This window comes from Bacillus sp. OTU530 (genome assembly GCF_038440375.1).
Genome location: NZ_JASATP010000009.1, coordinates 38,179 through 61,043, shown reverse-complemented (window position 1 = coordinate 61,043; position 22,865 = coordinate 38,179). Strand labels below are relative to the sequence as shown.

The window sequence follows — 22,865 nt, the reverse complement described above, 5'->3', positions numbered from 1 at the left end:
AAGTCGAGTGATGTAAAAAATTAAAGGAGTGAAACGACTTGAAAAAACCTGTGAAAAAGCTGTTAACAGTAGGGATGTCATCTTTCTTTGCCTTATCATTAGCGGTCCCCGCATTTGCAGAGGATCCGGGATACTACCAAGAAAACTATCGTAACCAATTTCATTTTTCTCCAGAAGCTAACTGGATGAATGATCCGAATGGAATGGTTTACTACAATGGGGAGTACCATCTATTTTACCAGTATAATCCATCAGGAAATACTTGGGGCAATATGTCCTGGGGGCATGCAGTAAGCCGTGACTCGGTTCATTGGACCGAACTTCCCGTTGCGATCCCTCAGGATGCGCAAGAGATGATCTTCTCCGGCAGTGCCGTTGTTGATACCAATAACACCACCGGATTTGGTAAACCTGGTAACCCTGCCTTAGTAGCAATCTATACAAGTGCTGACAAGGTAACGGGTAAGCAGTCGCAGTCGCTGGCTTATAGCACAGACGCAGGACGAACATTCACAAAGTACGCAGGTAACCCAGTGCTTGATATTGGCTCATCCAACTTTCGTGATCCCAAGGTGTTCTGGTACGAGCCTGGTCATGAATGGTTGATGACTGTAGCCCTATCAGATCAACACAAAGTTAGTTTTTACAGCTCCCCGGACCTTAAAAATTGGAAGCACTTGAGTGATTTTGGGCCTGCTGGTGCGGCTGGTGGCGTATGGGAATGCCCAGACCTGTTCCCACTACCGGATCCTAGTAACCCGGGAAAACAGAAGTGGGTTCTTATGGTTAATCTAAGCCCAGGCGGGATCGCTGGCGGCTCAGGCGTTCAGTACTTCATAGGTGATTTCGATGGAACGACATTTACTTCGGATGACAAACCTTATACACCACCGTCCGGCGAAAAGCTTGGTAACTTTGATAATGGTACATTTGATGATTGGACTGTTTCTGGAACTGCATTCGGTGACGTTCCAGTTACTGGGAACTTGCCAGGACAGTCGCCTGTGGATGGTTGGGTCGGATCAGGATTCGTTAATAGTTTTCATAATTATGACGGATCAACAGGAACTTTGACTTCATCCAATTTCACTATAGATAAGGATTACATCAACTTTCTGATTAGCGGGGGCAATCACCCCTACGTTCAAGGATCAGTAGTGAACGGCGCTATCCCTACTGGGAATATCTTTGCTGATTTTGAAGGTAATACGTATGGGGATAGTTGGAAAGCCACAGGAGACTTCAGCGGGACTGAGCCGGTTGCTGGTACACTTCCTGGCCAGCAGACAGTTGGCAGTTACCTAGGCAACAAACTTGTGAATACATTTTTTAATGGAGATTCGTCAACCGGAACCATTACCTCACCTTCGTTCACAATCACCGAACCATATATAAACCTGCTAGTTGGCGGTGGTAATCATCCTTGGGGTGGGGAAAACCCAACCAGTGTTAATCTAGTTGTGGACGGCAAAGTCGTGGAAACTGCAACTGGCAAGGATAGCGAGTCTTTGAACTGGAAGGCATGGGATGTTAGCGCTTACAAAGGGAAGACAGCTAATATCCAGATTGTAGATCAGAATTCAGGAGGCTGGGGCCATATTCTTACTGACCAAATCACTTTCTCCAGCCAACCAGCATCACCATGGGCGCAGGATACTTCAGTAAAACTGATAGTAGATGGAAAAGTCGTGAAAAGTAGTACGGGCCAAGACAGTGAAAGCTTGGATTGGACCCACTGGAATGTCCACGATTTATTAGGTAAGACAGCACACATCGAGATATCCGATCAAAATACAAGCGGTTGGGGGCACATCCTTGCGGATCAGTTTACCATGGCTAATGAGCCAGCTCTTTCTGCCTTAGAGCGAGCGCACTGGGTCGACTTTGGCAAGGACAACTACGCTGCGGTTACGTATAACAATGCACCCGGTGGAAAGCGAATTATGATTGGCTGGATGAATAATTGGCAGTATGCGGGTTCCATTCCAACCTCACCATGGCGTAGTGCTACGACTGTACCGCGTGAACTGAAACTCCAAGAGGAAAATGGTAAATTGCAATTGGTTCAAAAGCCTGTTAATCAACTAAATGAACTTCGCCAAGGGCCAACTGTCCATCTTGAGAACTTTAAAGTTTCAGAGGGTACAACCCCATTATCGGCAAAAGGAAAAGCTGTCGAGATCAATGCAACTTTCAAGGCGAGTTCTGCCAAAACTTATGGCTTGAAATTGCGGACTGGAAACGGTCAAGAGACAGTAGTAGGCTACGATAGCGCCACTGGAGAGGTCTACATTGACAGAACTCGATCTGGTGATGTGAACTTTAGTTCTGACTTTCCAGGAATTCAACGGGCCCCGCTCGCAATAAACAATGGTAAGCTAAATCTTAAAATACTTGTCGATTGGTCCTCCATTGAGGTGTTCGCAGAGGATGGTAAGGTTGTATTGACAGACCAGATCTTCCCGGATCCGAGTAGCGACGGAATGGCCGTGTTTGCAACAGAGGGAACCGCTCATCTCCAATCGTTTACAGTGAACCAGTTGCGGTCAGCCTGGAATGATTAGACCGCATAATTTAATGGAAGAGGAAGCGATCTCACTACTTACAATGACAATGGAAAACTACAATTAAAAGCAAACACAGATTACCAACTGAAAGTTGTTACAAAAGGTGAAAGTATTAAAGTTTACCTGGATAACAAGCTTGTTATTGATACAGTAGACAAAGCATTTAAAGAAGGCTATACGGGATTAAATGTATGGCACTCTACAACTGTGTTCAATCAGATTAAATATAATTCTAAAAAACAATAAGAGTAATCAAGTACCTATACAGGCTGTCGTTTCATTCGATAGCCTGTATTTTGTCTATCCTTTAATGGTAGCGAAAGAATGAAAATAAATGATCTATTAAATAATTAATTCTGTACTTGATTAAAAATGGATACAAACTTTATGAGCACTTATCGAACAAACCACCTTCTAGGGAACGAGTAAATTATTTTTGTTAGAAGGTTATTAAAACTCCTTTTGCTTCCATACTAATGCTGAGTTATTTTTCCGCTCTACATTTTTGTTTAAGTATCCTAATGTCGTTTTTAACATGGAGTAGCCTAATGTTTGTCTGATGTATTCTAGATTGGCTCCATTATCTAATGATGATTCGTAAAGAAATGGAGAAACCAGTGTGGAGTGATATCACTAGGTTTTGGGAAGTTGCGTTTCTTTAATAATTTTCTTTACATAGTGGCTTAGATACGTATAATCATAAAACTTTATTCCTAGTAGGAATAAGAGGTGTCTCATCTAATCTGTTTAATTCAACTGGCAGTCTCCGCCTTCTTCTACCAGTTCTTAAGAGCCTCCAATACATAAGGAAAGATAAGTGCGTCTCTATGCTTTTTATTTTTCTCCTTACTGGATAAAAAGTAATGCCCCGTCGATGAATCATAAAAGAGTTCCAACCATTTAGCCTTACATACTTCCTGAATCCTTAGTCCTGTAGTAGCTAATAGTGTAAGGATTGCGTAGTTGATCGGATGATTTTTCTGTTTCCAATACTCCAACAACATTTTTACCTCCTCATAGGTTAAATCCCGATTCGGTGTATGTCTCTGCTTCACAGCGGAACTCACAAAATAGGAGTGCAGCGGTGTTTGGAGATATCCTTCTTTATGTAACCAGCGTAAAAAGCTTCTCAAATGACAATGCTCTTTCTCGCAATGGTTGCTGGCTTATAACTAGCCTTTTCCGGCATCCAATCTGTTTAATACATTTCAATATATCGCGGTTCAAGAAATAGAAGATAATATTCGTGCTTAAACACTTTATAGCGAATTTTTGTGATGGAAAATAATATTATGCTTGGCATTTTCATTGTATTTTGACAACATTCAGGTTTGCACCAGAGCCATTTTTCCTCAGCTTGATGACGACGAACACTAACCTCGTTTTAATATTTTAAATAATTAGAGAATTAAAATATTATTTTTGTAGTTTTTTGTTTGTTTATGTAGTTTTTATTATACATTAAAGATATGTTGTTCTAGAGCAATAGCAATGAATGAAAGCGCTTAAATTCATCTGTAAGATTTTTTCTGAGCTTCTGAAGGAATAGGAGATTCACAAGGTAGTAAGGAAGGGAGAAGGGACAAATATGAAAAAAATAGGGTTGGCTTGGCAAATTTTAATTGGTCTCATTGTAGGTATTGCTGTAGGTGCCATATTTTATGGAAATCCTGCAATTGCTACCTATTTACAGCCGATTGGCGATATCTTCATTCGTCTTATTAAAATGATTGTTGTTCCAATCGTTGTGTCAAGTATCGTAGTAGGTGTTGCCGGTGTCGGCGATGTGAAAAAGCTTGGTAAACTGGGCGGTAAAACAATATTATATTTCGAAATCATCACAACAATTGCAATTGCACTAGGATTATTGGTTGCAAATGTATTCCAGCCTGGTTCTGGCGTAGATATGAAACAATTGCAAAAAACAGATATTTCTACGTATGTGAGCACAAGTGAGCAAGTACAAAGTCATTCTATGGCCGATACTTTTGTAAAGATTGTTCCTACAAATATTATGGATGCATTGGCAAAAGGCGACATGCTTGCAATTATTTTCTTCTCTGTTCTATTTGGACTTGGCGTAGCTGTAATCGGAGAAAGAGGCAAGCCAGTGCTTCATTTCTTCCAAGGTGTAGCAGATGCGATGTTCTATGTAACAAATCAAGTGATGAAGTTCGCTCCATTTGGTGTATTTGCACTGATTGGTGTAACGGTTTCTAAGTTTGGCGTTGGATCACTTATCCCTTTAGGAAAACTAGTACTAGTAGTATACGGTTCTATGATTTTCTTTGTTGTCGTTGTATTGGGCATCGTAGCGAAAATAGCTGGAATCAATATCTTCCAGTTCCTGAAAATTCTAAAAGACGAACTGCTTTTGGCCTACTCTACAGCGAGTTCAGAGACTGTTCTACCAAAAATCATGGAGAAGATGGAGAAATTCGGATGTCCGAAGGCTATCTCATCCTTTGTTATTCCGACAGGTTACTCGTTTAACCTAGATGGATCAACACTATATCAAGCGATTGCAGCCATTTTCTTAGCGCAAATGTATGGTATTGATATGCCGATTTCCCAGCAAATTACGCTTCTTCTTGTGCTGATGGTAACTTCTAAAGGGATTGCTGGTGTACCAGGCGTTTCTTTCGTTGTATTATTAGCAACACTCGGCTCTGTAGGTATTCCTGCAGAAGGATTAGCGTTTATTGCAGGTATCGACCGTATTCTTGATATGGCTCGCACAGCTGTAAACGTAGTGGGAAATTCTCTCGCAGCGGTTGTGATGTCCAAGTGGGAAGGCGAATACAACAAAACAAAAGGCCAAGAGTATTTAAGAGAAACGCAAAAGGTATCTTAATAATCAATACGTTTTATGAATGCTCATGAGTGATATCTAAGGTACTCTTTATAATTTAGAGTTCTTCCGCAATGAGCTTTCCAAAAATTATGGAAAGCGTTGTGTTGGAGAGCTCTATTTTCTATTTGTTACCGCCTTTCAATGTTTAAAGGAAACTAAAAATACTGAATATCTATAACCAAAGATTTAAAATGTTATATCCTGAGCAATTTGTTATAGTGGGAAACAGATAGATAGCTGACAGTTGCTGAATCCAGTTTCTGAGGGCTGTTAGAGTACTACCGTGATAGGATATTTGGAACAAATCTTTAAAACCATTAACGGAAAATCAGCTATGATAAGTCATTCCTCAGATTTTCTTAATACGAGATACTTTACTGAAGTTCTTTCTAGCTTTCATCTATCGATACCATCATGAGGGGGCGAATAATGAAAAAGGGATGGATTGCCCCTTTGTTTTGTGTTTTTTTTCTTACTTCTGGACATTTATACAATCATATAATGAGTAATAGCACTGTGTTCTTGAATTCTCCCTTTGGATAAAAAATAAGAGGCTTAAATTGCCTCTTATTTTTTTATCGGAACGTAGTGAGTAACTGTTGAAATTCAATCTTCATCCAAACGTTCTAATGACTGTTTTAATGTTTCATTTCCTAGCTGTGTATATAATACAGTCGTGTCTGTAGAAGAATGTCCTAGTTGCATCATCACTTGTAAGGAATCCTTTTCCTTGTTGTAGAAGTTCGTTGCAAATGTATGCCGCAGCTTATGGGGGGTAAGCCGGATGTTAAAGGCTTTTGTATATTTATCCACCATATTTTGGATAGCGCGTATGGACATAGCTTGACATGATCCGTTCTGTAATGTTAGAAATACAGACTGCTCATCGTCTGTGGCTTTATATCGCTCTTTACGTACCTGTAGATAAGCCTGTAAATCTGAAAGGGCAGAGGGGGTGATCCAAATAGAATCTTCTTTACCGCCTTTACGAATGATAGATATGAGTCTTTCATTTTCATTAATCTTATCTAATTTTAAGTCAGCTAATTCTCCTACACGTATTCCTGATCCAAGGAATAGGGAAAGGATGGCCAAATCACGTTCCCGATCTCTACGATAATAGATTTCCTTTCTCGTACCAGCTATGAGTTGTTCATACTCTGTTGCTACAAATTCCAATAGCTTGCGATCATCATCATTATGTAGTATTTTACTGCGCATACGACTGGCTCTTGCATTAATGGTTTCTTTCTCTTTTGTTATTTCTACTTTTGCCATAACATTACGATAGAAGTATGGTTCGCCAGTCTTTTCATCTTCTGTTATCGTAGTCAAGTAATGAAAGAGGGACTTTAAGGCTGATATAGAACGGAGAACAGTTGCTTTTTTTAATTTTTGATTCTTAATATCCTCCTTATCCGAATTCATTTTCTTTCGTCGATTGAGATGCTTTATATAGTTTTCTACGTCTTTACGACGTAACAGCTCTAGAACAGAGTATGGAATATCACCGATAACTGGCTGCTCAGTAAGCCCCTCTGCTATAAGCCATTGCAGAAAATGCTTATAATCATGTACATACCCGAGTAGGGTAGAGGGGGAGGCCGAGTCTTCCTTTGCGTCAATGTACTCCTGGATGTACCAGGGTAACTCTTGCATATTGGCATGCAAACGCTCTAGGTGAATAGATTGTTCTCTACGCAAAATAGACACTCCTTATATAATCGATTTTTCTCGAAATATATCGAACTTCGCATTAAATACAATTTTAATGCATAATGGTTTACATAATAAATTTATGGTTATCTATATTTTCTAAGACAGACACAATCTATTTTAAGAAAATGTGGTTTAAACTTGAAGGAAGGGAGGGGGAGTCAGGCCCAAGCATAAGCCCCCGTGTTTTCCTCCTGAATTGTAACAGTTCCTGTACTCAAGCTTCGTAGGATAGTACCTGTTTGACAAATGGGGAAAGCTTTGTAATTAAAAACTCCTTTATGAGTGTTACTTGTTCACACGTGGCCATGTTGGTCACCCCAATTATAAAGTAGCCATAGGGATACATAGCTTAGGTTCATATTATGATTATACTGCGTCAACTGCCCAGAAGTGCAAAAGATTCTTGCAAATTTCCTTCCTTCGAGTGGTGTTTACATCAGGACAGGTTAACAGCTATCCAATAAGGGAAGTCATACTTCCTTTGTTACTTCTTCAATACGTCTAGAGGAAAGACACCATTAATTAGGATTGTGGAACTCGTTTAAATAAAAGTTGCCCTTTATGAATAATGTTATCCAACAATACAGGGTTGCTAAGGGTGTTGAGATGGACGATGTCAATTTTATGAAGAGTAAAGACTTCTTCCTGAACCTGTAGAGCTAGTAGATTGAACTCTTTATCAGAAATTCCAGTTGTTCTGATAGCAATATCATAATCAGATCGTTCGCTAGCAGTACCATTAGAGCGAGAGCCAAATAGATATATTTCTTCTACACCTGGATATGAGGTAAGCAAAGAAATAACTTGTTGCATTACGTTATCCTGTATCATATAGATTGTAACCTTTCTTTTAAAGAGTGAAATAATGCATCTAGAACGTGTACATGCTGCGTTGTAATACGCTCACATACGAGGAAAGCCATCTGTTCATCGTATGTATGGGATGTCATGTTACGATCCGTAATCATACTAAGCCAATCGTCCGCACTGTTAATCAGGCCAACGCTGTAAGCTTCTTTAAATACAGTGCGTGGCGAATTCACTTCCGTAATGCCTTCATATTCTAAAAAAGATTTCATTAGCTTCCATGCCATTTCATATGTAAACTCGAAACGTTGAATGATTCCATCGAGTACAATAGATTGTTCTAGCGGAAGTTGGACAGCTTCTTTTAAACGATAAAGTGCCTTTTCGTAATTCTCTAGTTTATACCTTAGTTTTTCTGTCATTTTTTGCACCTCACCATCTCATTATGTTTCGCAATGTATTTTACTACAAGTGCCGATTTCTAGAACAATCGGTGCTCACGCTTGCAAATTGTTATTGTAGGTAGATATATACAATTATACCACTTTGTTTTATTTTTATCACTTTAATTCTGCGTTAAATTAATATTTAATGCGAAATTGGAAAGGATTGAGTTATAACCTCATGTCTATAATCTTTCCCTTCTCTTTTATCTCAAGTTAGAAAATATCCTGCTAAGGAATAAAGACATTTATACACTTCTTAATTATCTGTATATAGCACTGTATAATGTTAAAATAACAGTTTAATGGATGAACCGTACCCGTAGTTCTTAAAGGAGTTTTCTATAGAAGTATTTTATTTATCTATATAAGTCCATTTTAATGTTTCGACATATTTAAGAGCCCGATTTGGTTTACCCCTGTTTTCGTAACCAATTTGGAAGTCGAACGACTATTACTAAATTGTAGTGAAAGCACGCTATCCTTTTTGTTGAAATCACTGATAAGGATAGCGTTTTTTATGAATACTCCTTAGATCCCTTCTCTTTTATCGCGTAAAAAGATTCAATGTACAGGAGATTAAATGAAGTAATTGAGCATATCTCCCTGTATTCCCAAGACTTTTTACTTTATGAACCCCCATGTTTCAATCCAGTTTACTATCCCCCCTGTTTAGTACGACTTCCTGACTCAGAGATCGTTTTAGCAACAGAGCAATGCCAAAACAAATGATAATAAATACACTAAGGGCTAAAGCATTTTGTATCACGATTTCGGGGATCATACCGCCGACTGCCTCACGCAGCATACTCACCGCATGGGTGAATGGCATAAAGGGACTAATCTTCTGAAAGAAAGGAGATGTCATGCTAACCGGAAAGGTTGCTCCTGAGCTAGATATTTGAAGGACGAGGAAAATCAACGCCATACCATTCCCTATATTGCCAAATACCGAACGTAACGTATAAGTAATCACGACAAACACCATGCTAATGAAAACTGCGAGCAATACAAACCAGAGTTTATCCACGATATACACATGGAGTAAAAACAAATTCCCCAATGCTATAATAACTGCCTGGAAGACACCAACAGTAAGGAACGTCAAAAGCCTGCCGAAATAGATGTGATGATTTCTGTATACACGTTCTGGGTTCCGTACGTCTACGGGCAGAGAAGAAATTAAAATGGTTCCCCCAACCCATAATGCCAGCATCGTATATAGTGGCGTCATAGCCGCACCATAGTTTGGAATCGGGTATATTCGCTTTGTATGCAATGAAATGGGATTCGCTAAGAAACTGCTCTCTTTTTGTGGGTCGTGCATAAGGAAAGAAATAACATCACCTATGTTGACACTGCCCTGAAATTTGCGGATTTGATCTGCTGCGTTTCTTATCTTCTGTTCAAAACTAGGTAAGTCGTTTCGAGCAAAATCTGCGACCTTATGAACTGCGCCCTCAAATGCAGGAAGCTTTTCTTGAACCAAATCTGCCGCTTTTCTAATATCGTCTTCAAGCTTAGGTAAATCATTTCGTACGAACGTAGCAGCCTGGTGGATTTTTTGTTCTACGGCGGGTAAATCATTTTCCACAAAGCTTGCTGCCGCGTTGATTCCTTTGACAACTTGATCTACCCTTTGTTGAAGGTCTGCACGGATTGTTCGTATCGTATCATGAATCTTTACAAGATCTTCTTGAAGACGCGCCAACTGTTCTTGATTTCCTGAGGTATCGGCTTGTGAATCATTAGCTGCTTTTGCATTCTCAATTGCTTGTTTTATATTTGCTTCAATAGCAGACAAGTTTGTCTCTACTTCTGTCATGATTGCTGTGGTACGCTGCATATCTGCCACTTTCCCTTGCAACTCTACAATTTTATTGCCTGCTTCTTGTACGAGTGGCAAGCTCGCTTCCACCTTTAGAATGCTGTCACCTGCTTTTTGAATGTCAGGTATTCTTTGTTTGAGTCCAATAATTTTTTGTGCTTTTTGTCGAATGTCCGGCAACTTTTGCTCCAATTCAATTGCTTTGTTCCCCATTTCTTCAATCTGCGGCAATGCTTGTTCTAACTCCAAAATGCGTGTTTCTGCATTCTGAATAGATGGCAACTTCTGTTGAAGTTCTACACCGGCAGTATGAAATCCAGAGAAAATAGCATCACCAACGGTTTTGGTAAAAGCCTGACTAATTTGTGAGGTTATACTGGAGGCCCCTGAGCTTGCAATCTTTGGTGCAACAGCATTTATTTTTTCATTCACACCAAACTCAATGACGGGTTGTTGGGGATTTACTTCTAAAATACTAGTCAATTTCTTAGAGAAGTCTTTTGGAATCAGCAAATATGCGTAATAGTCCCCATACTTCACCCCTCTCTCGGCCTCTTTACGACTGACAAAGACCCAACCAAGCTTAGGATTTTTTTTGAGGTTTTTAACAGTATCTTCCCCTACATTGATAGCCTTCCCTTGTACCTCTGCTCCTTCATCGTCATTACTGACAGCAACTCGAATACCAGCCGTATTGCTATATGGATCCCAAACAGCTTTAATATTAATCCATGCATAAGCAGAGGGGAGAAGTATAAGTGCTGCGACTAATAACGCCAATTTAGGTGTTGTAAATACACTTTGTAAATCTGTTTTATAGATATACCAAATGCTTTTCATCTCTCTCCTCCTACTCTTGTTTTAAATAGCCTTCCTGTTTGTCTTATCCCCCTTTATTCTTCTCTAAACACTTTCTCTATATTTATAAAGACGTGCAGGAATAAACTCTGCTATATAAGCAAATGTTATTTCATCGTTGGCAGTATTATTAAATGCATAATCTAAACTCCCAAAGTTTTCTAAGCTATTTGAGTTTTTAAACAACAAAAAAATAAAAAAGCTCTTAGCATATTTAAAAATCCGCTAAGAACTATATATTCTAATTATGATTGGAGTATAGCTCGATACGAGTGTCCAAGCCTCAGTACGTTGGGGAGAATTGGTAATGAATCCTATTAAATCTTACCAGATGATTTTTCACAAACGATAATCTGCCGAGTGAACATCCCCTTTTTTACAACACAGCGGTCTACGATTTCAAATCCAGCTTTTATTATTATGGAATCGATTGGTTCAAGTGTTACGATTACCACTTTATCCGTAAATTCCCAGGCACTTTCGAGCATTTCAAGTTGCTCCTCAGGTGTTATTACAGAAAATACATTATAGGGCATATCAATAATTGCTACATCATAACTGCTGGAAATGCTTCGGATGTCCTTACGAGTCACTTCTCCTACTAAGCCAAAATGTGCTATATTCTCTCGTGCTCCAGGAAGTACTAAGGGATTGATATCACTACCGACAATGTCAATTCCCATCGACAATGCTTCGACTAATACTGTTCCAATTCCGCAGCAAGGATCAATTGCTTTTATTCCAGTTGGATCAGGAACAGCAATGTTAGCTACTGCTCTGGCCACACGTGTACTGAGTGATGTGGAATAACTATGCGGCTTTTTCTGATGGTGTAACCAGGCCGCCTTGTTCTTGTGATAATGACCAAATACCCATCGGCCATTTATCTTCATAATTCCAAATAACAATTCCGGATTCAATAGGTCTGGTTCACCAGGAATATGCAAGCCAATCTCCCGCTCAATCGTACGCCGTTGTTCAAAATCTACTTTCTCGGATTCAGCAAGATTCCCATTTTGAATGAAAATAACTTTAAACGTCGCTTCTATTATAGGTAGGTCTTGTACTTGCTTTATGATATCTTGTAAATGATAACCCTCGTAGATTACATCGATCCTTTCCCTTATAAATGGACTTCGGCTTGGATCAACTTTCAAGTTACTTTCCAATGTACTTGATTGTGAATCTTTCCCAAACAAAGAGCGCATCTCTAAAGCACATAAAGCGTCCTCTCCTTCTCGGTATGCATAATTATAAATATGTAACATTGGCTCCATCTTAACACCATCCACCCTATTCATTCTCTTTAGATACTTACAATATGTTTTCTTGTTCATAACTCTGGTGAACGATACTGTGAGTATCATTAAAGTTGATATAAGCTAAAGTATATGTGTTTAAATCATCAACCGCTTTTTATAAATAAAAAAGGACTCTAATATGATATAGAGCCCTTTCATCATTAAGCTTTCTTTACGTTAGTAGCTTGAAGTCCGCGTTGACCTTGTTCAGTGTCAAAATTTACCTTTTGACCTTCATCTAAAGATTTAAACCCTTCGCCTTGGATAGCTGAGAAATGTACGAATACATCTTGTCCACCTTCAGTTTCGATGAAACCAAAACCTTTTTCTGCGTTAAACCATTTTACTGTACCTTGTTGCATGTGTATTTCCTCCTGTGTGGATATAATCCACGATTTATTACTATAATTGCTCAATTAGATATCAAAGACGAAAAGTTTAAATACTTATTCTATCTCTACAGACCGAACAAAAATAATGCTTGTTCAGCATAACAGATAAAATGTAGAAAAGCAAATAAGAAAATCAATAGAGCTTAAACCTGACATTTTTTAAAAGATAAGGTGCATAATTTCCTTCATGTATTTTTCAATTGATAGATCCCGCTATTACGTGTCAATATTTGTGCAGTTAACAGATAGTATCCATCTAACAACAATTACACTAGGTTTTGTCCTTTTTGACATTACTCTCTCTTATTTATGTAAGCATAAACATTTTAAGGTAAGTTTACTTATCACTACAGCTCGATAACTCTCTCATTCCCTTGAATTTGTGGTAATCAGATAATATTTATCCTTATATTCATACCTAATGTTCCAATAGAACCTTCTCAGTTTCTACAAATGTTTAAGTTTAGTTATAAAATCTAGAATTCTTCCTAAACAAGTGAATAGAAAAAGCACAGCAAAATGTAGATACATAAAGTCACCTATATTTGCTGTACTTGAACTATAAATAGGCTTAGATGATTTAGATTAATCTGAATATTACTACTAGTTTTCTTTATTATCTCATATAATTAATATTTATCAAACTTAAATATTAAACACTTACATAAAAGTGGATGGAAGGATTTTATGCCTGAATTAATAAGAAAAGACAAGGAGTAGAATGGAAGCTAGTTCTACCCCTTGTCTTTTTGTAGGTTTTTATCGATTAACCGTAGCCAAGATTATTTGTCTGTATTTTCTTTCTTTTTTGCAGAGTTTGATGCGAATAGAGATAATCCTAATACGACAGAAGCACTCATATACATAAACTTTTTGGCCATGCCTGGTTTTCGCAGGAGCATTAACACTTGAACATTCCCCTTTCGTCTTTCAGGGTAAAAGCAACCTGGAAACTCCGACTTTTTGCTATATAATTCTATGAGTGTTTATCTCACACTTATTTCAACGTGCTCCAACCATCTTAACTCTGCTTGTGTTAAAACAATTTTAGATCCTTCATAACAAGAGATCAACTCTACTTCATTTTGCGCACCGATAAGGGCGCATGTTGGAAATGGTTGATTAAGCACATAGGCAAGAGCAATTTGAATTGTGCTGACATCTTTTTCTTTTGCCAATTGTTCAGCACGGTGCAGACGTTCCCAGTTGTCATCACTGTAGAAAACGCGAACAAGATCTTCATTGCTGTGAGCTTCTGGCGTGAAGCGACCTGTAAAGAAACCTCTTGCTTGGGAAGACCACGATAAAATTGGAAGCTGGTATTTTTTATGCCACTCACAATCAGCGGCATCGGCTGATACACAACCTTCCCAAAATGGTTCATTCGCTTTGGCTAAACTTAAATTTGGACTACTAAAAGTAAAGCCAACTAATCCATTAGCAGCCGCATATTCATTCGCTTCCTGCAACCGTTGAACCGTCCAATTCGACCCACCAATCGCCCTAATTCTTCCGGCGGTAATATGTTCATTTAAGGCATCAATAATGATGCTAACCGGGACACTCTGGTCATCACGATGCAACGCATATAAATCAATATAATCTGTGCCAAGCCTTTCTAAGCTCTCAACAAGATCCTTTGAAATTGCTTCAGGATTTACGCGAGGACCGTTCTGATCATGATGAGCCCCTTTCGTCAAAATGACGACGTCCTCACGATTGTTTCGGTCTTTCATCCATTGGCCAATTGCCAGTTCACTCTCCCCGCCACAGTAAATATGGGCAGTATCAATCGTATTCCCGCCTATTGCAACATAACGATCCAGCACATTACAAACTTTTTCATAAACGCTTGGTCTAAAATAATCAGAGCCTTGAATCAGAGTCGTTACTGGTTTTGATAAACCTGTAACCGTAATCGTTTTCATTACTTTGACCTCCAATATAATTAAATTTCAACACGGCGGCGTTCTCTAGCTGATGTTAAACAAGCATTCAAAACTTTCATATTTAGGACGGCATCGGTCGCTGGAAAAGGAAGTGGTTCTCCGTTCCGAATGCTTCTTCCTAATGCGTCCGCTTGCAGGCTATATTGGTTCAAGCGAGGGACTTCCACTTCTCTGCGCCCATCCTTTGTATATACAAAAAAGTTATCTCGTTCATCCTGATTCACTACAAAAGCGCTAGGCACTTCAATTCGTCCTTCTGTCCCCAAAACTTCGAGCGTATTTCTGAAATCTGCCCACATTCCGCAATCAAAGGTTAAGGCCACACCGCGATTAAACTCCAAAATGCCAGAGGCCATCATATCTACATGATCATGCTCTTCAGAAAATAAAGCGTGAACAGTTGCAGCTTGCGGCTCTTCGTTTAACAACATGCGTGCTGCACTAATCGGATAAACACCAACATCATATAATGAGCCGCCGCCCCACTCTTGTTGATAACGAACATTGCTCATGTCCTTTGAATTATTAAAGGTAAATGTACTATGAATTCCGCGAAGCTCTCCTATTTCACCCGATTTAACAATGTCGCAAATTGTGGTATACCGCGGATGATACCGGTACATAAACGCTTCAGCAAATACAACGCCAGCGTTTTCGCAAGCCTCGACCATTTCTTGTGCTTCATCTGCATTGATTGCTAATGGCTTCTCGCATAATACATGTTTGCCGGCTTCTGCTGCACGAATAGCCCATTCTTTATGCAGATGGTTAGGCAGCGGAATGTAAACGGCTTCAATAGTAGGATCAGTAAGCAATGCTTCATAACTTCCATAAGCTATCGGTATATCCAATTGTTGAGCTGTTTGCTTGGCCTTGTCCAATCCGCGACTAGCAATCGCAGCGACTTCGCCTGTTTCAGATTGCTGGATTCCTGGTATAACTGAGCGTTTCGCAATTCCGGCGCACCCGATAATACCCCAACGAATTTTTTTCATTACGTTCCTCTCCTCTATGTATGTAAGTAATACTATATTGTCATTATATTAAACTCATAATAAAATAAAAATAACATCTTTTTGCCCTACATATGAAACAATATTGCTATGAAAAGAGTGATAGCAAATGCAAAGACAATATTTATTACCCACACTTAATGATCATGAATATATGGTACTCCCAGAATCAATCGGATGGTATTGGGATGAGCCCGAACATCAGGTAGACCGGAAAGTCGGAACGCTTAATAATTTTAGTATCCATTTTGTTGTCTCTGGATCTGGTTTTGTAGAAATTGACGGAAAACAATTTTCCTTGAAGCGCGGGGATGCTTTTCTGTATTTTCCTATGCAGGAACAGCGTTATTACAGCAGCCGTCATGACCCGTGGAATATTCGGTGGGTTCATTTTTATGGAAGTATCCTCAATCCATTTTTATCGGAAAAAGGGTTTCATCGACATTCGCTTTGGAATGTTCAACATAGTCAGCCATTAGAAGAAGCACATGAACAGCTTCTCCTTGAAGCAGAGAAGAATAGTTTTTTGCATTTGTCCCGTTTGTCCACTCTTACCTATACCTTCTTAATGGAGTTTATTACAAATGTAGTGCCTCGAACTTCTGATCGAAGGCAGGAATTAGACGATCGAATTCAATCTTTGCTACCCTTAATGCAAAGTAAAGCTTGTGAACCATTTGAATTGGATTTCTGGGCAGACCAAGCAGGTGTGAGCACTTATTATTTTTGCCGCCTTTTTAAACGGGCTACACAAATGACGCCAATGGCGTTTATTACATTATGCCGGCTTCAAATGAGCAAGCAATGGCTGCTGGATAAGAAAGAAATGACCATTAAAGAAATTGCTCTAAAAGCGGGCTATCCGAGTATAAGTTATTTTAATAAACGTTTTTTAGAACACGAAGGAATGACGCCTACCAGCTACCGCCAGCTGTATCCTTTTAAAACATAGAAATAGGAAGGTACTTTGTTACCTCTTCTTATATATTAGTATCGATTTGATTACTCTTTATACATGATCAAAAATTCAGATTTCCATTTATATGACTTGTGATAAATAGCTTCAAGACAGTCCACCTTTCGAATTTCCCTCTGAATGTTAGACTGTCTTTTTTCGTTTAATCCTTTAAAATACTGAGCATTGTTCTATTGACTCAGATCCACTTGCGATTTCAGTATATACGTTTGAGTGTTACTGTCCCACACGATGCCGATGTTACCTCCTCTTTCAAGATCCTTAGGGCAGAACTTGAATTCCAAAGTCTGGTACCGTAGGAATTTCCTTTTCAAACGGATTTCGTTTACAATGATGTAAAATGGGGTGAACGCCCAAGAAATGAGGGATCCTCATGAGATGTGGATCAAAATGCTTTGTTGTTGAAATGGAGATAAAGGGAGAAAAGCAAATCAAGTCAGTCACCGCGAGAACACCTGTGGACGCAAGAAAAACCATTCGAGGAGAATATGGAGCAGGGGCTTATATCTTATCGGTTACAGAAGAGAAAAAGAAATAGTAATCCCAGTCGATGCTAGCAGCGCTATACAAAACAACTGTTTCTCTCTCTTTTCATAATCAGGAAGTTTAGCTTTAGTGAACCTCTTGTTCAAATGAATGGGCTAAGCTCTCAGATTACAGTCATTATTATGACACTGGACACTGGTCATTTAATTTGCCCTAGAGGTGTTCTTGGTTATAATAGACGTTCTTGGTTATAATAATGGGTGTAATGTGATCTATGATTTCAAGTACAATGTTATATATTTCACTGTTATTTGTGGCAGGATTCACCACAGCCTCTCTAACTGCACAATTGAAAAAAGAACCTTCAATCCAAAGATAGATCAAAGGTTCTATGTTTTATTTTCAATGTCGCTTAAACGTTTCATTAAAATGCCTTTGTTTCTATATCCAAAGAATTAACTATAGGCTAATTCTTTTTCGTCTAGACCTAGCGTCTGTGCTGTTGAAGTATGAATTTCTTGGAAAAGCTCTGGATTTTCCACTAACGACACGCCAAAAGAAGGAATCATTTCTTTTATTTTTGGTTCCCACCCTTTCATATGTTGCGGGAAGCATCTTTCTAATACCTCAAGCATAACGTGAACGGCAGTAGAAGCACCCGGAGAAGCACCGAGTAATGCAGCTATCGAGCCATCAGCGGCACTAACAACTTCCGTACCAAATTGAAGTGTTCCTTTACCGCCGGCCTCAGTATCTTTAATAACTTGCACACGTTGACCCGCTACCACTATATCCCAATCCTCGCTTTTGGCGTTCGGAATAAACTCGCGTAATTCTTCCATGCGATCTTCGTTGGATAACATAACTTGCTGAATCAGGTATTTTGTTAATGACATCTCTTTTGCACCCGCCGCCAACATAGTGAAGACATTATTCGGTTTTACGGAATTTATCAAATCAAAATTTGAACCAGTTTTTAAGAACTTTGGTGAGAAACCGGCAAACGGTCCAAACAGCAATGTTTTTTCGTTGTCCATATATCTTGTATCAAGATGCGGAACAGACATTGGAGGAGCACCAACCTTAGCTTTACCGTATACTTTTGCATGATGCTGTGCTGCAACTTCTGGATTATTACATACCATAAATAGTCCGCTTACTGGGAATCCGCCAATATTTTTCGATTCAGGAATACCAGTTTTTTGTAGTAAAAGCAGACTTCCGCCCCCACCGCCGATAAAGACGAACTTTGCACTATGGTATTCAATTTTACCGCTATCGATATCATGCACTTTCACTTCCCACGAGCCGTCGCTAGCACGTTTAATATCCTTAACACTATGCTTGTAGTTTATCTCGACGTTTTCACTCTCTAAGTGGTCAAACAACATACGTGTTAAAGCACCAAAGTTAATATCAGTTCCGGAATCGATTTTTGTTGCCGCTATCGGTTCATTCGATGTCCGGCCTTCCATGATAAGCGGAATCCATTCCTTTAGCTTTTCCGGATCATTGGAAAACTCCATCCCTTGAAACAGCGGATTGTTTGACAGCATTTCAAAACGTTTTTTCAAAAACGTTACATTTTTTTCCCCTTGTACTAAACTCATGTGAGGTATTGGCATGATAAAGTCCTGCGGATTATGAATCACATTGTTGTTTACAAGATAAGACCAAAACTGTCTTGAAAGCTGAAACTGTTCATTAATTTTTATAGCTTTGCTAATATCTATAGATCCGTCAGATTTTTCGGATGTATAGTTAAGCTCGCACAGTGCAGCATGGCCTGTACCCGCATTATTCCATTCGTTAGAGCTTTCTTCTCCTGCATTTGCGAGTTTCTCAAACACCTTGATTTCCCATTCCGGTGCTAATTCTTTCAGTAATGATCCCAAAGTCGCGCTCATGACTCCCGCACCAATTAAGATAACGTCTGTTTTTTTCTGTATGTTGCTCATGATAACCTTCCTTCATCCTCTATATTTGCAAAAAGAGTAAGCACTCCTGCTTAGTTGTTACAAACAGTAAGGCGCCGCCTAGGAACACATCTTTTCGATCTCAATTATAACTGCATCATAATCTATTATAATTATTTATAGATTAAAATATCTACTATTATCTGATAATTATAAACCATTTAAAGCCGGTAAAGAAGTGGGAAGTCTCTCCACAAAACCCTAGAAACACACAAAAACCAAGGCACTCAGCTTCTCACAAAGGTTAAGGCTTTTGGTTTGCCCAATGTAATAATTGAATCTCTCTTTAGTATTATCCTTAGTATGATGTCAATTTCACTATCAATCCTTTGTTCGATGTTACCTTCTTTAATTGCTTTTCTGTTGTTGATTTTTCTTGAAGATTCATATATATGTAACTTTTTAAGACCTTTTGTAATTTAAAGAAAACTCGCCGATTGGTGCCTCCTGCCCGTGGGCGAAGACAAAGGTGTAGTTGCTACAGTGTAACAAATACATTTGATTAATGTACTTTGCAACTAAAATAAGTAAGCAGTCTATATAGACTGCTTACAAAAAGTTCCTTGCTATGTTTTCTTTTGCTTTATTGTATTAGCTTCGTCGCTTCCGTCCAGCTTATATGCTCAAAGGTCCGCCGAGCTCAACAATCTCTTCAGATACGCCTGTGAACTTTTTGAAGTTTTCTTTGAACTTGCTGGCAAGATCTAATGCCTTGGCCTTATAAGCTTCTTTGTCAGCCCAGGTTTGTTCTGGCATTAATACACCATCAGGTACACCTGGAACATGGAGCGGAATTTCCAGACCGAAGATATCATCCTTTCCAGTTTCCACGTTGTCTAATTCACCGTTAAGTGCTGCTTTTACCATAGCGCGTGTGTAGGAAAGATTCATACGCTGACCTACGCCGTATTCGCCACCAGTCCAGCCAGTGTTCACTAAAAATACGTTTGCATTGTGTTTTTCAATTTTTTCTCCGAGCATTTCTGCATAACGAGATGCGTTAAGCGGTAAGAATGGCGAACCGAAGCATGTCGAAAATGTTACTTGTGGAGAAGTAATCCCCCGCTCTGTTCCGGCTAGCTTACTCGTGTAACCGCTTAAGAAATGGTACATGGCTTGCTCTTTGGATAACTTGCTGATGGGAGGCAATACGCCGAACGCATCAGCTGTTAAGAACACAATGGTATTGGGATGTCCGGCAACGCTTGGAAGCATAATATTATCGATTGCGTCAATGGGATACGCGGCACGTGTATTTTCAGTTAGCGATATATCGTCGTAGTTAGCAAGTCTAGTATTCTCGTCAATCTTCACATTTTCTAATACAGAACCGAATGTAATCGCATCAAAGATTTGCGGCTCCTTCTCGCGAGATAGATTCACACATTTTGCGTAGCAGCCGCCTTCAATATTAAACACACCGTCATCAGACCAGCCATGCTCGTCATCACCGATTAGCTGGCGGTCTGGATCTGCAGATAGCGTTGTCTTTCCTGTTCCGGATAAGCCAAAGAACAATGCTACATCGCCCTCTTCACCCACATTTGCAGAACAGTGCATGGATAAAATGTCTTGTTCTGGCAACAAGTAGTTCATCACAGAGAAAATGGATTTCTTCATTTCACCTGCATATTCAGTACCGCCGATCAGTACAATGCGCTTTTCAAACGAAACGATGATAAACGTTTCAGAATTTGTGCCGTCAAGAATTGGATCTGCTTTAAATGTCGGGGCAGATACGATTGTAAATTGTGCATCGTGTTTAGAGAGCTCCACCTCTGTCGGACGAATAAACAATTGGTGGGCAAATAAGTTATGCCAAGCATATTCATTGATCACTTGAATAGGAAGACGGCAGCTGGGATCCGCTCCAGCAAAACCTTTAAATACGAAGAGTTCTTCTTTTTCTTGTAAGTATTCTAATACCTTTGTGTAGAGACGTTCAAAATGCTGTTGGGAAATCGGTTGGTTTACAGGGCCCCAATCGATTTTATCTGCAGTGGATGCTTCTTTTACAATGAATTTATCTTTAGGAGAACGACCTGTGTATGTACCGGTTGCAACAGAAACAGCACCAGTGGAAGTTAATGTTCCTTCTTCTCTCATTAATACTTTTTCTATTAGCTGCGAAACACTTAATTGAACCTGTGCATTGCTTCTATTTAATAATTCATGTAATTCTATTTGGGCAGTCACAGTACTCATATCTATACCATCCTTTATCTTTTTTATAAAAATTTCTATCAATAGTTATCGAGTCAACCCTTTAAATATGTTGCATATGTTTCCGGCCAGCCAACTCACCTGCTACTAGCTTTACAAGATCGACTACGCGGCAGGAATAGCCCCACTCGTTATCGTACCAAGCAAGAACCTTGATCTTACGGGTTCCCATCACGATTGTTGATAAACCATCAATAATGGCTGAACTTGGATTTGTATTAAAATCTACAGACACAAGCGGTGCATCGCAGAATTCTATAATCCCCTTCATCGATCCTTGCGCCGCAGTATGGAGGGCATCATTCACTTGTTCCACTGTCACATCACACTTTACGTCTACTACAAGGTCTACAAGCGATACATTTGGAGTCGGAACGCGTAGCGCCATCCCATGCAATTTGCCGGACAAATGTGGCAGTACCTTGGCTAATGCCTTAGCAGCACCTGTTGTGGTCGGAATAATCGATTGTGCACAAGCCCGAGCTCTACGTAAATCCTTATGTGGATTATCGGTGTTATTCTGATCATTTGTATATGCATGTACAGTGGTCATCAAGCCGTTCTCAATGCCGAATTGTTCATCTAACACCTTTACGACGGGAGCAAGACAATTAGTTGTACAGGAGGCATTTGAGATCACATCATGTTTTGTCAGATCCAATTGCTTGTCATTTACACCAACTACGATCGTAACATCTTCATTTTTACCAGGAGCTGTTAAAATGACCTTCTTTGCCCCTGCCTCTAGGTGGAGACTTGCTTGTTCTTTCGAATTAAATTTTCCTGTTGCTTCAATCACAACATCTACGCCGAGTTCCTTCCAAGGAAGCTCCTGCGGATTACGGTGATTCAGAAGCTGAACCAGCTTACCATCCACCAATAAGTGATTTTGCAATACCTCTATTGTACCGTCAAACTTCCCGTGTACGGTGTCATACTGAATCAGGTGGGCTAACGTCTCTGCTGGATAGCTTGCATTAATGGCTACCACCTGAAATGAGCTTTCTTTGATTGCCTGACGAAATACCATTCTTCCAATACGCCCAAACCCGTTAATAGCAACATTGATCATATTAATAAATACCACCTTTTATTATGTTATACTATTTTTCTTTCGATCTGAAAATAGTATAACATAATTAAAAATAAATTCATTAAATATTTTATTTTTTTTTAATAACTCACTCAAAGTGAGCATTTTCATTCAAAAATGTTACCAATCAGGTAGGAATGGCAGGTACCCTATGCCACTTGAAGTTCTTTTTTTGACAAAGTCAAGCTGTCGTCTCCTTTATACCCACATAAGGAAGCGTTTGCATTTCTTGTGTTAGTTTAATATGTATCCCCCTGTTTTTTAGTAACCCTATCTTAGTAGTTTTTGGAGGAGATTCATAGCTTATGTAACTTTTGCAATGGTTTTTGTGATTAAAAAAAGTAAGCAGCCAAATAGCTGCTTACCATTTCTTTATATGA

Annotated in this window: 16 protein-coding genes and 1 pseudogene; 5 read left to right on the top strand and 12 right to left on the bottom strand. The window is 39.3% G+C overall.

Features of this window, described 5'->3' with window-relative positions; genetic code table 11:
• The first annotated feature begins 38 nt into the window (after positions 1–38).
• Entirely contained in the window at positions 39–2,564 is a 2,526-nt protein-coding gene (locus tag AAHB12_RS09175) for a GH32 C-terminal domain-containing protein (protein WP_342045079.1), read from the top strand.
• Positions 2,565–2,615: 51 nt separating this feature from the next.
• Positions 2,616–2,813, top strand: a pseudogene (locus AAHB12_RS31725) (hypothetical protein); the annotation flags it as partial.
• A gap of 530 nt (positions 2,814–3,343) precedes the next feature.
• Here the strand turns inward: AAHB12_RS31725 and AAHB12_RS09170 are convergent.
• Complete coding sequence (locus tag AAHB12_RS09170) at positions 3,344–3,700, bottom strand: tyrosine-type recombinase/integrase (RefSeq protein WP_342045078.1); 357 nt, start codon at positions 3,698–3,700, stop codon at positions 3,344–3,346.
• A gap of 455 nt (positions 3,701–4,155) precedes the next feature.
• Between AAHB12_RS09170 and gltP the strand changes: the two genes are divergently transcribed.
• Complete coding sequence (gene gltP / locus AAHB12_RS09165) at positions 4,156–5,421, top strand: glutamate/aspartate:proton symporter GltP (protein ID WP_342045077.1); 1,266 nt, start codon at positions 4,156–4,158, stop codon at positions 5,419–5,421.
• 606 nt (positions 5,422–6,027) lie between these two features.
• Here gltP and xerS read toward each other — a convergent pair.
• From xerS to AAHB12_RS09125, 8 genes are all read right to left on the bottom strand, one after another.
• Positions 6,028–7,125 carry a tyrosine recombinase XerS gene (gene xerS, locus AAHB12_RS09160; protein ID WP_342045076.1) on the bottom strand — a complete coding sequence of 366 codons (1,098 nt, stop codon included), beginning with the start codon at positions 7,123–7,125 and terminating at the stop codon, positions 6,028–6,030.
• A gap of 537 nt (positions 7,126–7,662) precedes the next feature.
• Positions 7,663–7,953, bottom strand: a complete 291-nt coding sequence (locus AAHB12_RS09155; RefSeq protein ID WP_342045075.1) for a nucleotidyltransferase domain-containing protein — start codon at positions 7,951–7,953, stop codon at positions 7,663–7,665.
• A gap of 14 nt (positions 7,954–7,967) precedes the next feature.
• Complete coding sequence (locus AAHB12_RS09150; protein WP_342045074.1) at positions 7,968–8,369, bottom strand: nucleotidyltransferase substrate binding protein; 402 nt, start codon at positions 8,367–8,369, stop codon at positions 7,968–7,970.
• 667 nt (positions 8,370–9,036) lie between these two features.
• Positions 9,037–11,058, bottom strand: coding sequence for a YhgE/Pip domain-containing protein (locus AAHB12_RS09145; RefSeq protein ID WP_342045073.1), 2,022 nt, complete (start codon positions 11,056–11,058; stop codon positions 9,037–9,039).
• Between the two features lie 335 nt (positions 11,059–11,393).
• Entirely contained in the window at positions 11,394–12,344 is a 951-nt protein-coding gene (locus AAHB12_RS09140; protein WP_446715534.1) for a TRM11 family SAM-dependent methyltransferase, read from the bottom strand.
• Positions 12,345–12,538: 194 nt separating this feature from the next.
• Entirely contained in the window at positions 12,539–12,739 is a 201-nt protein-coding gene (locus tag AAHB12_RS09135; protein ID WP_342045071.1) for a cold-shock protein, read from the bottom strand.
• Positions 12,740–13,755: 1,016 nt separating this feature from the next.
• Complete coding sequence (locus AAHB12_RS09130) at positions 13,756–14,697, bottom strand: aldo/keto reductase (RefSeq protein ID WP_342045070.1); 942 nt, start codon at positions 14,695–14,697, stop codon at positions 13,756–13,758.
• 20 nt (positions 14,698–14,717) lie between these two features.
• Complete coding sequence (locus AAHB12_RS09125; RefSeq protein WP_342045069.1) at positions 14,718–15,713, bottom strand: Gfo/Idh/MocA family protein; 996 nt, start codon at positions 15,711–15,713, stop codon at positions 14,718–14,720.
• A 127-nt stretch (positions 15,714–15,840) separates the two neighbouring features.
• Between AAHB12_RS09125 and AAHB12_RS09120 the strand changes: the two genes are divergently transcribed.
• Together AAHB12_RS09120 and AAHB12_RS09115 are read left to right on the top strand one after the other, a co-directional pair.
• Positions 15,841–16,683, top strand: a complete 843-nt coding sequence (locus AAHB12_RS09120) for a helix-turn-helix domain-containing protein (RefSeq protein ID WP_342045068.1) — start codon at positions 15,841–15,843, stop codon at positions 16,681–16,683.
• Between the two features lie 397 nt (positions 16,684–17,080).
• On the top strand, positions 17,081–17,245 hold the full coding sequence (locus AAHB12_RS09115) for a hypothetical protein (protein ID WP_342045067.1): 165 nt from the start codon (positions 17,081–17,083) through the stop codon (positions 17,243–17,245).
• 403 nt (positions 17,246–17,648) lie between these two features.
• Here AAHB12_RS09115 and AAHB12_RS09110 read toward each other — a convergent pair whose 3' ends face one another.
• The 3 genes from AAHB12_RS09110 to AAHB12_RS09100 all read right to left on the bottom strand — a co-directional run bounded on the left by AAHB12_RS09110 (position 17,649) and on the right by AAHB12_RS09100 (position 22,464).
• Positions 17,649–19,151 (bottom strand): malate:quinone oxidoreductase, encoded by a 1,503-nt coding sequence (locus AAHB12_RS09110; RefSeq protein ID WP_342045066.1) that lies wholly within the window; start codon positions 19,149–19,151, stop codon positions 17,649–17,651.
• Between the two features lie 633 nt (positions 19,152–19,784).
• Entirely contained in the window at positions 19,785–21,374 is a 1,590-nt protein-coding gene (pckA, locus tag AAHB12_RS09105; protein ID WP_342045065.1) for a phosphoenolpyruvate carboxykinase (ATP), read from the bottom strand.
• 61 nt (positions 21,375–21,435) lie between these two features.
• Positions 21,436–22,464: a glyceraldehyde-3-phosphate dehydrogenase gene (locus AAHB12_RS09100; RefSeq protein WP_342045064.1), complete on the bottom strand. Its 1,029-nt coding sequence runs from the start codon at positions 22,462–22,464 to the stop codon at positions 21,436–21,438.
• Between the last annotated feature and the right edge of the window lie 401 nt (positions 22,465–22,865).

What these genes read in the sequence shown, in the direction of transcription:
- gltP (WP_342045077.1), top strand. Translation starts at nt 4,156, where the DNA reads ATGAAAAAAATAGGGTTGGCTTGGCAAATTTTAATTGGTCTCATTGTA.
- AAHB12_RS09155 (WP_342045075.1), bottom strand. Translation starts at nt 7,953, where the DNA reads ATGCAACAAGTTATTTCTTTGCTTACCTCATATCCAGGTGTAGAAGAA.
- AAHB12_RS09150 (WP_342045074.1), bottom strand. Translation starts at nt 8,369, where the DNA reads ATGACAGAAAAACTAAGGTATAAACTAGAGAATTACGAAAAGGCACTT.
- AAHB12_RS09145 (WP_342045073.1), bottom strand. Translation starts at nt 11,058, where the DNA reads ATGAAAAGCATTTGGTATATCTATAAAACAGATTTACAAAGTGTATTT.
- AAHB12_RS09140 (WP_446715534.1), bottom strand. Translation starts at nt 12,344, where the DNA reads ATGTTACATATTTATAATTATGCATACCGAGAAGGAGAGGACGCTTTA.
- AAHB12_RS09135 (WP_342045071.1), bottom strand. Translation starts at nt 12,739, where the DNA reads ATGCAACAAGGTACAGTAAAATGGTTTAACGCAGAAAAAGGTTTTGGT.
- AAHB12_RS09130 (WP_342045070.1), bottom strand. Translation starts at nt 14,697, where the DNA reads ATGAAAACGATTACGGTTACAGGTTTATCAAAACCAGTAACGACTCTG.
- AAHB12_RS09125 (WP_342045069.1), bottom strand. Translation starts at nt 15,713, where the DNA reads ATGAAAAAAATTCGTTGGGGTATTATCGGGTGCGCCGGAATTGCGAAA.
- AAHB12_RS09120 (WP_342045068.1), top strand. Translation starts at nt 15,841, where the DNA reads ATGCAAAGACAATATTTATTACCCACACTTAATGATCATGAATATATG.
- AAHB12_RS09115 (WP_342045067.1), top strand. Translation starts at nt 17,081, where the DNA reads ATGAGATGTGGATCAAAATGCTTTGTTGTTGAAATGGAGATAAAGGGA.
- AAHB12_RS09110 (WP_342045066.1), bottom strand. Translation starts at nt 19,151, where the DNA reads ATGAGCAACATACAGAAAAAAACAGACGTTATCTTAATTGGTGCGGGA.
- pckA (WP_342045065.1), bottom strand. Translation starts at nt 21,374, where the DNA reads ATGAGTACTGTGACTGCCCAAATAGAATTACATGAATTATTAAATAGA.
- AAHB12_RS09100 (WP_342045064.1), bottom strand. Translation starts at nt 22,464, where the DNA reads ATGATCAATGTTGCTATTAACGGGTTTGGGCGTATTGGAAGAATGGTA.